We start from the raw sequence: 11,460 nt of genomic DNA, 5'->3' as shown, positions 1-11,460 counted from the left end.
CCCCAGACCCGCAGGCCGCCCCGCCGCCGGCCGCACCGCCAGCGGCCCCGGCGTCGCCGGCGCCCAAGCCGGCCGGCCCGCCCAACGCGGCGGCGCCGAAGCAGCCGGGCCCCGTTGCGGGCGGCTGACCGGCCTAGCGGCGATCGCAAGCGCGGCTAAGCCGGGCGCTGCGGGCCGCCGCCAACCGCCCCGATCGGGCGCGCCTACACTCGGCGATGATGTCCCGTCATGACACTGCCGACTTGAGCGCAGCAATCCGCACCGCACTGGGGAAGGTGATCGACCCCGAACTACGGCGCCCGATCACCGAACTCGGGATGGTCAAGAGCATTGACACCGAGCCCGACGGTGCCGTGCACGTGGCGATCTACCTGACCACCGCTGCCTGCCCGAAGAAGACCGAAATCAGCGAGCGGGTCACCAGGGCGGTCTCCGACGTTCCGGGCACGGGGGCCGTGAAGGTCACCCTGGACGTGATGAACGACGAGCAGCGCACCGAACTGCGCAAGCAGTTGCGCGGCGATGCCCGCGAGCCCGTCATCCCCTTCGCCCAGCCGAACTCGCTGACGCGCGTCTATGCGGTCGCGTCCGGGAAGGGCGGGGTGGGAAAGTCCACCGTCACGGTCAACCTGGCTGCGGCGATGGCGGCCCGCGGCCTGTCGGTCGGCGTGCTCGACGCCGACATTCACGGCCATTCCATCCCCCGGATGATGGGCACCACCGACCGCCCCACCCAGGTCGAGTCGATGATCCTGCCGCCCATCGCCCACGAGGTGAAGGTCATCTCCATCGCCCAATTCACCGAGGGCAACACACCGGTGGTGTGGCGCGGGCCGATGCTGCACCGGGCGTTGCAGCAGTTCTTGGCCGACGTCTACTGGGGCGATCTGGACGTCCTGCTGCTGGATCTGCCGCCAGGCACCGGCGACATCGCCATCTCGGTGGCTCAGCTGATCCCGAGCGCCGAGCTCCTGGTGGTGACGACGCCGCAGCTGGCCGCGGCCGAGGTCGCCGAGCGGGCGGGCAGCATCGCGATGCAAACCCGGCAGCGCATCGCCGGCGTGGTGGAGAACATGTCGGGCCTCACCCTGCCGGACGGCTCGACGTTGCAGGTGTTCGGCGAGGGCGGCGGCCAGCAAGTGGCCGAGCGCTTGTCCCGCGCGGTCGGCGCCGATGTGCCGCTGCTGGGCCAGATCCCGCTGGACCCCGCGCTGGTGGCCGCCGGCGATTCCGGCACCCCGATCGTGCTGAGCGCCCCCGACTCCCCCGCGGGCAAGGAACTGCGCAGCGTGGCAGACAACCTGTCATCGCGACGGCGTGGATTGGCGGGCGTGTCGCTCGGGCTCGATCCGACGCGGCGCTGAGGTTCAGGTCGCGTCGGCGTCGAAGGGTGTCGGCCCAGGAGCGTGCGGCGGTGCCGACGGCTCCGCCGGAGGGGCCGCGGCAGTCCCGTTGACCGGCCTGTCGAAGTTCCCGGTGAGGAAGGAATCGTCGCCGTCCAGCAGGTGCTTGGTCAGCGCGGCGCGCGGCGTCATCCCCCGCAGTCTCTGCAGTTCGCTCAGGGGAACGCGCAGATCGTCGAACTCGGGCCCGAGGTCTTCGCGCAGCTGAGTGGTCACCCCGCTGAGGTAGTCACGCGCCTGCCGCAGCGCGGTCGACGTCCAGCGGATGGCGCCAGGAAGGCGCTCCGGGCCAAGGACCACCAGCCCGACCACCACGAGGACCAGGATGTGCTCCCAGCTCAGGCTCCCGAACATTTAGCTGCCGTCGGGGTCGGGCTTGACGGTCAGGGTGACGTGCCGACCATCGCGAACCACCTCGATCGGGGAGTCCTGGCCGATGGTCAGCTGGCGCACGGCGACGACGAACTCGTCGGCGTCGGCGACCTGGCGGTTACCGACCTTGACGATGACGTCGTTCTCCAGGATTCCGCCCTTTTGCGCGGGGCTTCCCGCCTTCACGTTGGCGACCTGGGCGCCGGAGGCGATGGCGTTACTCACCGACCGGGTGCTGATCCCCAGCGTCGGGTGCACGATCTTCCCGTCTTTGATCAGGGTCTCGGCAACCTGCTTCGCCTCATCGATCGGGATCGCAAAGCCGAGCCCACTTGCGCTGTCGGACAAGGACTTACCCGCGGTGTTGATGCCGATCACCTGCGAATCCATATCGATCAGCGGGCCGCCGGAGTTGCCGTGGTTGATCGAGGCGTCGGTCTGCAGAGCGTCGATCACGGTGTCGGTGTCCGAGCCCTCTCCCGACAACGGGACGGGCCGGTGCAGCGCACTGATGATGCCGTGGGTCACGGTGCTGCGCAGCCCCAGCGGCGCACCTGCCGCAAGGACCTCGTCGCCGACGCGCACCTTGTCCGAGTCACCGAACCGGGCCACGCTCAGGTTGTCGACGTTGTCGACCTTGAGCACGGCCAGGTCGGTCTTGGGGTCGCGACCCACCAAGTTGGCGGGCACTTCCTTGCCGTCGTTGAACACCACGGTCGTCTTGAACTGGCTGGGATTGTTGGCCGCCTCGGAGATCACGTGGTTGTTGGTGACGATGTAGCCGCGACCGTCGATCACCACGCCGGAGCCCTGCATGCCCTCCTGGTCGCTCTTGGACTCGATGGTCACCACCGCGTTGGCGGTCGCGGCCGCCACCTTGGCGAACCGGCCTGCCGGGCCCTCGCCATTGCCGTTGGTCGACAGCGTCACCTTCGAGGTGGTGAACGCCTCGGCGACCTCGGCCGTCTTGCGACCGACCACCCCGCCGATCACGCCGACGAGCAACGCGATCAACAGCAAGACGAGCAACGCCAGGTAGGACACCTTGCCGCCGAACAACACGTCGCGCACACCGAGCTTGCCGCCGTAACCCTGCGGCCTGCGCGGTCCCGACGGGGCAACCGCCGGAGTGCCCAACGCCGCGGCCGCCGACGGGTCTCGCCACGGATCGAGCTCGTCCGGCCCGGCACCGTCTTTCTCGGCCGCCAGCGCGCCGGCGTCGACGGGGTGGCGCTGCAGTGAGTCGGGACTCCCGACCGGCCGGCTGAACGCCTCCTGAAGGACCGGATCGGCCGGCTCCTCATGCGGGGAGAACTCGCCCTCGTCCCGGTACTTCTGCGGACGGACACGTTCGGCCACAAACGATCCGCTCAGCCCATCGGGGCGGCTGAACAGTCGACGCGATCCGGGGTCCACCGGCGGACGGGAGACGGGGCGCGGCGCCAAGCGGTTGCCGCTGTTCTTGCCGCTGTCCTGCTTCTGATCGAAGCCTTGATCGGAGGTCACGTTACCCCTTTGGATCCTCTTCTTGAGCGCTCGAGACAGGCCCTTTACCGGGCGATACACACGGCACCGGCGTGGTCGTGTCCACCCTAGTATCCACGGTTCGCTGCTGGTCGCCCATGAGCGCACGGGCGGGGTGCGCAAAATTCGGCCGGATCAACCACGGCGATTTCGGCGAGAAGGTGTCGAGCTACGGGCGCTTGCGCTGTTCACGGGCATCGCGGTCAGCAAAACGGTCCGCCCGGGTGGTCGCGTCGTCGGGCGAATCGTAGGGAATCTCAGCGAGCATCCCGAGCAGCGTGCTCGGGATCCGGATCGGATGTGAGTCGCGCAGCGCCGCACGGGCCCGGCTCTGGTCATCGACCTCGGCCGCGCACTGCGGGCACAGCGACAGGTGATGCGCCGCTCGCAGGTGCGCGTTCATCCGCAACTCACCGTCGACGAATGCGGCAATGGCTTCGACGGAGAGGTGCTCGGTGGAGCCGAACTGGCGCGGCGCGCCGACCGGCGCATCGCTCTGAGAGGCGAACTGTGCGGGAAGCCAGGAGAACGCACGACGGAAGACATGTCCTCTATCGGCCATCACCGGGTCCTTTCGTTGCGCGTACCCCTCGAATGTAGCGCGAGGCGGTGCGCAATACCGCGTCTAAAGACCGCAAAGCCGCTGGCTCATCCCCCAAGCCGCGAGCCCGGCTGTGGTGATTCGGGCGTTCTCCGGCCTAGGTCTAGGCCGGCTCGGCGTGCAGCGCGTCGCGGCCGGCACCCTGCCCGGGATGGGCGGCCAGGTAGTCGCGCAGCGCCTGACGTCCACGGTGAATACGGCTGCGTACCGTTCCGAGCTTCACGCCCAGCGTCGCGCCGATCTCCTCATAGGACAGGCCCTCAATGTCACACAGCACGACCGCGGCGCGGAACTCCGGCGGCAGCGAATCCAACGCCGCCTGCAGGTCGGGCCCGAGCCGCGAATCGTGGTAGATCTGCTCGGGATTGGGCTCGTCGGCGGGCACCCGCTCGTAATCCTCGGGCAGCGCCTCCATCCGGATGCGGGCGCGCCGGCGCACCATGTCGAGGAAGAGGTTGGTGGTGATGCGGTGCAACCAGCCCTCGAACGTCCCCGGCTGGTAGTTCTGCACCGACCGGAAAACCCGGATGAACGTCTCCTGAGTGAGGTCCTCCGCGTCGTGCTGATTGCCGGAGAGGCGGTAGGCCAGCCGGTACACCCGGTCGGCGTGCTGACGCACCAGCTCGTCCCACGAGGGCATCGTGGACTTGTCCCCGGTCGCGTCGAATACCGCCGTGCCCTGCAACCCGTCGGACGGCTCCACCCATTCGTCGGCGGGGCAGTCTTGCGCGTGCGACATGCTGGTCGGGCCCAAAAGAGTGGTGATGATCAAGTCCTCCGAATCCGTCCTGCCAAAAAGCGACAAGTCGTCACCGGCGGCAACACGTGGCCGCCAGTCCGTATTCCCGTGCCAACGCGCTCCCCGGTCCATAGGGACACCGTCGCGTATCGGCGTATGTGCGATATATGAACAGTCTGAGCTGCGCCTGAGAAACCTAATCGTTACCAGTGCTGTCCAGGACATATCCGCCGCGAGGTGAAGTTAAACGCAGCGGCTTTGCCGGGCGTGTCGTGACGGTGCAGCTTAGGCGCGCCATGCCGGGGTGCGCACCGAAGTGGAATACGCTGCGGGCATGGACGGCACCGACGCAGAAACCCCCGGCCAGCCGGCGCCCAGTCGAGCCGAATCCCTCTTCGCGCACGCCGAGGGGTCTATTTCAGAAGACGCGCTGCTGGCGGCTGCCCGCGAGCGTGCCGTGGACATCGGTGCGGGGGCGGTGACGCCGGCCGTGGGCGCGCTGCTGAGCCTGCTGACCAAGCTCAGCGGCGGCAAGGCCGTCGCGGAGGTGGGTACCGGCGCGGGGGTCAGCGGGCTGTGGTTGTTGTCCGGCATGAGCGACGACGGCGTCCTGACGACGATCGACATCGAACCCGAGTATCTGCGGCTCGCCAAGCAGGCCTTCTCCGAAGCCGGGATCGGACCGTCGCGCACCCGGCTGATCAGCGGCCGGGCCCAGGAGGTCCTCACCCGGCTCGCCGACGAGTCCTACGACCTCGTGTTCATCGACGCCGACCCGGTTGACCAGCCGGATTACGTCGTGGAGGGTGTGCGGCTGCTGCGATCGGGCGGCGTCATCGTGGTGCACCGGGCCGCCCTCGGCGGACGAGCCGGCGACCCCGCCGCCCGCGACGCCGAGGTGGTTGCCGTGCGTGAAGCGGCGCGACTCATCGCCGAGGATGAGCGGCTCACCCCGGCCCTGGTGCCACTCGGCGACGGCATTTTGGCCGCGGTCCGCGACTAAATCCGATGGTGGCGACCCGTCCCCCGCAAGCGGGTGGTACCCCCAGCGCCCGGCTACACCGCGTTTGCGATCGCCACTAGATCCGATGGTGGCGACCCGCTACGCCCGGCTACACCGCGTTTGCGATCGCCACTGATCCGATCCGGTCTTTATGAATTCTTGACGCGTTGCCTCCCTGACTCTCGGCTAAACAGCCGTTTAATGTACTGAACATGCGTTCAGCCGACCTGACCGCCGCCGCCCGGATCCGAGATGCGGCCATCGAGCAGTTCGGCGAGCAAGGGTTCGGCGTGGGACTGCGCACGATCGCCGAAGCGGCCGGGGTGAGCGCCGCGCTGGTCATCCACCATTTCGGCTCCAAGGAGGGCCTGCGCAAGGCGTGTGACGACTACATCGCCGAAGAGATCCGCAACAGCAAGTCCGAGGCGCTCAAGTCGAACGACCCCGCCACCTGATTCGCGCAGATGGCCGAGATCGAGTCGTACGCATCGATGATGGCCTACCTGGTTCGCAGCATGCAGTCCGGCGGTGAGCTGGCAAACATGCTGTGGCGCAGAATGATTGACAACGCCGAAGAGTACCTGGACGAGGGCGTGCGGGCCGGCACCATAAAGCCCAGTCGGGACCCCCGCGCCCGCGCCCGGTATCTGGGCATCACCGGCGGTGGCGGCTTTCTGCTCTATCTGCAAATGCACGAAACACCGACGGATATCCGCGCGGTCCTCCGCGACTACGCCCGCGAGATGGTGCTGCCCGCGCTGGAGATCTACACCGAGGGACTGATGGTCGACCGCACGATGTACGACGCATTCCTGGCCGCAGATGATCAAGGAGAATCCCATGCCGGTTAACAATGTCGCGCCCATCCAAATCCGCGATCTGACAAAGAACTTCGGTGCGGTGCGCGCGTTGGACGGCCTTAACCTCACGGTGCGCGAAGGCGAAGTGCACGGCTTCCTCGGCCCCAATGGCGCCGGGAAGTCGACGACCATCCGCATCCTGCTGGGTCTGGTGAAGGCGGACGGCGGCAGCGTGCGGTTACTGGGCGGCGACCCGTGGACCGACGCGGTAGCACTGCACCGCCAGATCGCCTATGTTCCAGGCGATGTCACGCTGTGGCCGACACTGACCGGCGGCGAGACCATCGACATGCTGGCCCGCATGCGCGGCGGCATCGACCAGCGGCGTCGCGCCGAGCTGATCGAGCGCTTCGACCTCGACCCACACAAGAAGGCGCGGACCTACTCGAAGGGCAACCGGCAAAAGGTCTCCCTGATCTCCGCCTTCTCGTCGCGAGCCCGCCTGCTGCTCTTGGATGAGCCCAGCAGCGGCCTGGACCCGTTGATGGAGAACGTCTTTCAGCAATGCGTCGCCGAGGCGCGCGACCGTGGCGCGACGGTCTTGCTGTCCAGTCACATCCTGGCCGAGACCGAAGCGCTGTGCGAACGGGTGACCATCATCCGGGCCGGCAAGACCGTCGAGAGCGGTTCGCTGGACTCGATGCGGCATCTCAGCCGCACCTCGATCAAGGCCGAAATCACCGGCGACCCCGGCGACCTCACTCGGATCAAGGGGGTCGAGGACGTCAGCGTCGAGGGCAACACCGTGCGTGCCCAGGTCGACGGCGAGAGCCTCGGGGAACTGATCCGGGCGCTCGGCGACGCCGGTGTGCGCAGCCTCGTCAGCCAGCCGCCGACGCTCGAGGAGCTCTTCCTGCGCCACTACGACACGGGAGACAAGGTTTCCGCATCATGAGCACCGCAACCCTGGATCGGTCACACCGTCCGGCCCGCCCCGCGCCGCAACGCCGGCCGAACTTCTCGGGAACGCTTGGGATGCTGCGGCTCTACTTGCGCCGCGACCGAATCTCGCTGCCGCTGTGGGTATTGCTGATGTCGGTGCCGTTGGCAACGGTGTACGTCGGCAGCATCGAGAAGGTCTACCCCACCCAGGCCGCCCGCGCCGGATTCGCGGCCTCCATCACGGCGAGCCCTGCGCAACGTGCGCTCTACGGGCAGGTCTACAACGACAGCCTTGGGGCCGTTGGCATTTGGAAGGCCGGGATATTCCACTTGCTGATATCGGTAGCCGTCATCCTGACCGTCATCCGGCACACCCGCGGTGACGAGGAGGCCGGCCGAACCGAACTTGTGGACTCGACCGCGGTCGGTCGCTACGCCAGCCTCAGCGCCGCGCTGCTGTTGTCGTTCGGAGCCAGTATCGCGACCGGAGTGATCGGCGCGGCGGGCCTGCTCACCACCGACGTCCCACCCGGTGGGTCGCTCGCCTTCGGTGCGGCCCTGGCCTGCTCCGGTCTGGTGTTCACCGCCGTCGCCGCGGTGACCGCGCAGTTGTCGCCAAGCGCCCGGTTCGCCCGCGGTGCCGCCTTCGCGGTCCTGGCGGCCGCCTTCACGCTGCGCGCCCTCGGCGATGCGGGTTCCGGCTCGCTGTCCTGGCTCTCGCCGCTGGGGTGGTCGCTGCAGGTCCGGCCCTACGCGGGCGATCACTGGCCGGTGCTGGTGCTGCACCTGGCGACGACCGTCGCGCTCACCGCGGTGGCGTATCGGCTCCTCGCCGGCCGCGATGTCGGCGCCGGGCTCTTCGCCGAACGCCCCGGCCCCGGCTCCGCTGCGCCCGCGCTGGGCAACGTATTCGGCCTGACGTGGCGCCTGGACCGCGGTGCGCTTCTGCTGTGGACCGTCGGGTTGTGCCTCTATGGCGTTTTGATGGGCAGTGTGGTGCAGGGCATCGGCGACGAGCTCGGCGACAGCAACGCCGCGCGCGACATCGTCGTCCGGATGGGCGGCACCACCGCTCTGGCGGAAGCTTTCATCGCTGTCGCATTCACCATGCTGGGCATGGCGGCCGCCGCATTCGCCGTCTCGCTGACGCTTCGACTGCACCAGGAGGAAACGGGCCAACGAGCCGAAACGACGCTGGCCGGCGCCGTATCGAGAACCCGTTGGCTGGCGAGCCACGTGCTGGCGGCGGTGCTCGGATCCACGGTGGCGATGCTGGTCAGCGGCTTGGCCGGCGGACTGGTCTACGGTGCCGCCGCCGGCGACGTCGGCGGCAAGGTGGCCGTCGTGGTGGCGAGCGCGGCGGTACAACTGCCCGCCGTCTGGCTGTTGTCCGCGGTGACGGTCGGCTTGTTCGGTCTCGCACCGCGATTCACGCCCGTGGCCTGGGGTGTTCTGGTCGCGTTCATCGCGTTGTACCTGATCGGTTCATTGGCCGGGTTCCCGCAGTGGCTGCTCGACCTGGAACCGTTCGCACACATTCCCCGGGTCGGCGCGAATTTCACCGGCGTGCCACTGCTATGGCTGTTGGCCATTGACGCCGGACTGATTACCTTCGGTGTCATGGCTTTCCGACGCCGGGATCTGCGTTGTTAGGAGCGTTGTGAAAACCGATATTCGCCTGGCGGCCACATCTATCTTGGGAATCCTCTCTTTCGGGTTGATCCTCTTCTTACCGGCCGGCACGCTCCGTTATTGGCAGGCATGGGTTTTCATCGCCGTGTTCACGGCGGCAACGATAGTCCCCGTCATCTACCTGGCGCGGAATAACCCCGCGGCCCTGCAGCGACGCATGAAAGCGGGTCCGCGGGCAGAACCCCGGACGGCTCAGAAATTCATCATCACCGGCTCGTTTCTGAGCCTGTTCGCGACGATGGTACTGAGCGCGTTCGATCACCGGTTCGGCTGGTCGCCGGTGCCGGCGTGGCTGTGCGTGGTCGGCGACGTCCTGGTGGCGACGGGACTGGGGATCGCCATGCTGGTGATCGTCCAAAACGGTTATGCCGCCTCCACCATCACAGTGGAACCGGGCCAGACGCTGGTGTCCAACGGTCTCTATCGATTCGTGCGCCACCCCATGTATGTGGGAGACGTGATCATGATGATCGGCATGCCCTTGGCACTCGGCTCCTACTGGGGATTGCTCTTCGTCATCCCGGGCGGCGTCATACTCGCGCTCCGCATCCTCGACGAGGAAAAGCTGCTCACACAGGAGTTGACCGGATACCGCGAATACCGGCAACGGGTGCGGTATCGGTTGGTGCCCTACATCTGGTAACGGCCGAGCCCGCCCGCCTAGGGTATTCGCGTGGCCCGAAATCCCGCACCCGCCCGGGATCGGCCGTGGCGACGTCCCGGCGCGCTCGGGTACGCGTTGAGCCGGATATGCGGCGTCGTCAGGCCTCCCGTCACGGTGACCGATCCAACGGCCGGCCTGCACGTCAGACGCGACGTCGGCGTGCCGACCCGCGATGGAACGGTCTTGCGGGTCAACGTTTTCCGGCAAGCCGATACTGGGGCCCGACCGGTCATACTGAGCATCCACCCCTACGGCAAGGACAATCTGCCGATGCGGCGCGGCAACAGATGGACGTTCTCCGTGCAGTACCGGATGCTGCGCCAGCCGCGACCGGTGACCTTCTCGGCGCTGACCGGCTGGGAGGCGCCCGATCCCGCGTGGTGGACCGCGCAGGGCTTCGTCGTGGTGAACGCCGACGCGCGCGGCTGCGGCCACTCCGACGGCACCGGAAACCTGTTGTCGCGTCAGGAAGCCGAGGACACCTATGACGTGGTGCAGTGGATCGCCGACCAGCCGTGGAGCGACGGACGGGTCGTCATGCTCGGGGTGTCGTACCTGGCCATCAGCCAGTACGCGGTCGCGGCGCTGCAGCCGCCGGCCCTGCGGGCGATCTGCCCGTGGGAAGGCTTCACCGACGCCTACCGCGACCTGACGTTTCCGGGGGGAGTCCGGGAGCGGGGCTTTACCCGGCTGTGGTCGCGCAATGTGCGGCGCGACACGCGGCAAGCCTACGACCTGGAACGTATGCAGGACGTCCACCCGCTGCGTGACGAGTTCTGGCGCTCGCTGGTCCCGGACCTGTCCGCGATCCAGGTGCCGATGCTGGTGTGCGGCAGCTTCTCCGACAACAACCTGCACGGGCGCGGCTCCATCCGCGCGTTCACGCACGCGGGCTCCGGTCACGCCCGCCTGTACACCCACCGCGCCGGCAAATGGGCGACCTTCTACTCCGGGCCCGCGCTGGCCGAGCAGCTGAAGTTCTTCCGCGGCGTGCTGGACGGGGTGCCCGGTTCCCGCAGCGTCCGCCTCGAGGTCCGCGAAGACCGCGACACCGTCGCCGCGGTCCGCGAAGAGGCCGAATGGCCGCTGGCCCGCACCCGTTGGCGGCCTTTATATCTGGGCGGGGCTGGAGCGCTGACCACCCAGCGGCCGCCGACGCCGGGCAGCATCACATTCGAAACCCATTCTGCGGCAGCTGCTTTCAGCTGGACGGTTCCCGCGGATGTCGAGCTGACCGGCCCGATGGTGGCGCGGTTGTGGGTCGAACTGGACGGTTGCGACGACGCCAACCTGTTCGTCGGCGTGGAGAAGTGGCGCTGCGGCCGGTTCGGGGGCCGGTTTGTCGGATTCGAGGGGTCGTATGGCTATGGGCGCGACCGGGTGAGCACCGGCTGGCAGCGGGTCGCGCTGCGCGCGCTGGATCCCGAGCTCTCGCGGCCGTGGGAACCCGTCGCGGTGTGCACCGACCCGCAGCCCGTCCCCCCGCACCAAGTCGTCGAGGTCCACGTTGCGCTGGGCCCGTCGGCGACGTTGTTCCGCGCGGGTGAACGGCTGCGGCTGGTGGTCGCAGGGCGCTGGTTGTGCCCGAGAAACCCGCTCACCGGCCAGCTCCCGGCGGCCTACGCCGGCTCGCCACGCGGTCGCGTCACGCTGCACTGGGGCCCCGGCTACGACGCGCACCTGCTGATCCCGGAAATCCCGTAGCCCGGCGAGCTGGGGG

Annotated in this window: 10 protein-coding genes and 1 pseudogene; 7 read left to right on the top strand and 4 right to left on the bottom strand. The window is 68.2% G+C overall.

What is annotated here, in order from left to right:
• The first annotated feature begins 215 nt into the window (after positions 1-215).
• Entirely contained in the window at positions 216-1,364 is a 1,149-nt protein-coding gene (locus tag AWC17_RS01365; protein WP_046185779.1) for an Mrp/NBP35 family ATP-binding protein, read from the top strand.
• Positions 1,365-1,367: 3 nt separating this feature from the next.
• Here the strand turns inward: AWC17_RS01365 and tatB are convergent, their stop codons facing one another.
• From tatB to sigE, 4 genes are all read right to left on the bottom strand, one after another.
• Positions 1,368-1,757: a Sec-independent protein translocase protein TatB gene (gene tatB / locus AWC17_RS01360; protein WP_046185780.1), complete on the bottom strand. Its 390-nt coding sequence runs from the start codon at positions 1,755-1,757 to the stop codon at positions 1,368-1,370.
• Positions 1,758-3,281 carry a serine protease HtrA gene (gene htrA / locus AWC17_RS01355; protein ID WP_046185781.1) on the bottom strand — a complete coding sequence of 508 codons (1,524 nt, stop codon included), beginning with the start codon at positions 3,279-3,281 and terminating at the stop codon, positions 1,758-1,760.
• A gap of 187 nt (positions 3,282-3,468) precedes the next feature.
• Positions 3,469-3,861 carry an anti-sigma E factor RseA gene (gene rseA, locus AWC17_RS01350; RefSeq protein ID WP_046185782.1) on the bottom strand — a complete coding sequence of 131 codons (393 nt, stop codon included), beginning with the start codon at positions 3,859-3,861 and terminating at the stop codon, positions 3,469-3,471.
• A 142-nt stretch (positions 3,862-4,003) separates the two neighbouring features.
• On the bottom strand, positions 4,004-4,771 hold the full coding sequence (gene sigE / locus AWC17_RS01345) for an RNA polymerase sigma factor SigE (RefSeq protein ID WP_046185783.1): 768 nt from the start codon (positions 4,769-4,771) through the stop codon (positions 4,004-4,006).
• A 202-nt stretch (positions 4,772-4,973) separates the two neighbouring features.
• Here sigE and AWC17_RS01340 point away from each other — a divergent pair, with 202 nt between their 5' ends.
• The 6 genes and pseudogenes from AWC17_RS01340 (at position 4,974) to AWC17_RS01315 (ending at position 11,444) form a co-directional block, all read left to right on the top strand.
• The gene (locus AWC17_RS01340; RefSeq protein ID WP_046185785.1) at positions 4,974-5,642 is read left to right on the top strand and encodes an O-methyltransferase; all 669 of its coding nucleotides are present in this window, start codon (positions 4,974-4,976) and stop codon (positions 5,640-5,642) included.
• Positions 5,643-5,854: 212 nt separating this feature from the next.
• A pseudogene (locus tag AWC17_RS01335) lies at positions 5,855-6,493 on the top strand (TetR/AcrR family transcriptional regulator).
• Entirely contained in the window at positions 6,483-7,397 is a 915-nt protein-coding gene (locus AWC17_RS01330; protein ID WP_046185786.1) for an ABC transporter ATP-binding protein, read from the top strand. The pseudogene AWC17_RS01335 and the gene AWC17_RS01330 overlap by 11 nt, the downstream one beginning before the upstream one ends.
• A complete protein-coding gene (locus AWC17_RS01325) occupies positions 7,394-9,037 on the top strand; it encodes an ABC transporter permease (RefSeq protein WP_208618351.1) in 1,644 nt (547 codons plus the stop codon). The genes AWC17_RS01330 and AWC17_RS01325 overlap by 4 nt, the downstream gene beginning before the upstream one ends.
• A gap of 7 nt (positions 9,038-9,044) precedes the next feature.
• Positions 9,045-9,719, top strand: coding sequence for a methyltransferase family protein (locus AWC17_RS01320; protein ID WP_046186619.1), 675 nt, complete (start codon positions 9,045-9,047; stop codon positions 9,717-9,719).
• A gap of 30 nt (positions 9,720-9,749) precedes the next feature.
• Positions 9,750-11,444, top strand: coding sequence for a CocE/NonD family hydrolase (locus AWC17_RS01315; RefSeq protein ID WP_046186618.1), 1,695 nt, complete (start codon positions 9,750-9,752; stop codon positions 11,442-11,444).
• Positions 11,445-11,460 lie beyond the last annotated feature (16 nt).

This window comes from Mycobacterium nebraskense (genome assembly GCF_002102255.1).
GTDB lineage: Bacteria > Actinomycetota > Actinomycetes > Mycobacteriales > Mycobacteriaceae > Mycobacterium > Mycobacterium nebraskense.
This window is presented reverse-complemented; position numbering and strand designations above follow the sequence as displayed.

Bases quoted from the DNA above. Each gene is read 5' to 3' on its own strand.
- AWC17_RS01365 (WP_046185779.1), top strand. From the start codon at position 216: ATGATGTCCCGTCATGACACTGCCGACTTGAGCGCAGCAATCCGCACC.
- tatB (WP_046185780.1), bottom strand. From the start codon at position 1,757: ATGTTCGGGAGCCTGAGCTGGGAGCACATCCTGGTCCTCGTGGTGGTC.
- rseA (WP_046185782.1), bottom strand. From the start codon at position 3,861: ATGGCCGATAGAGGACATGTCTTCCGTCGTGCGTTCTCCTGGCTTCCC.
- sigE (WP_046185783.1), bottom strand. From the start codon at position 4,771: ATGGACCGGGGAGCGCGTTGGCACGGGAATACGGACTGGCGGCCACGT.
- AWC17_RS01340 (WP_046185785.1), top strand. From the start codon at position 4,974: ATGGACGGCACCGACGCAGAAACCCCCGGCCAGCCGGCGCCCAGTCGA.
- AWC17_RS01330 (WP_046185786.1), top strand. From the start codon at position 6,483: ATGCCGGTTAACAATGTCGCGCCCATCCAAATCCGCGATCTGACAAAG.
- AWC17_RS01325 (WP_208618351.1), top strand. From the start codon at position 7,394: ATGAGCACCGCAACCCTGGATCGGTCACACCGTCCGGCCCGCCCCGCG.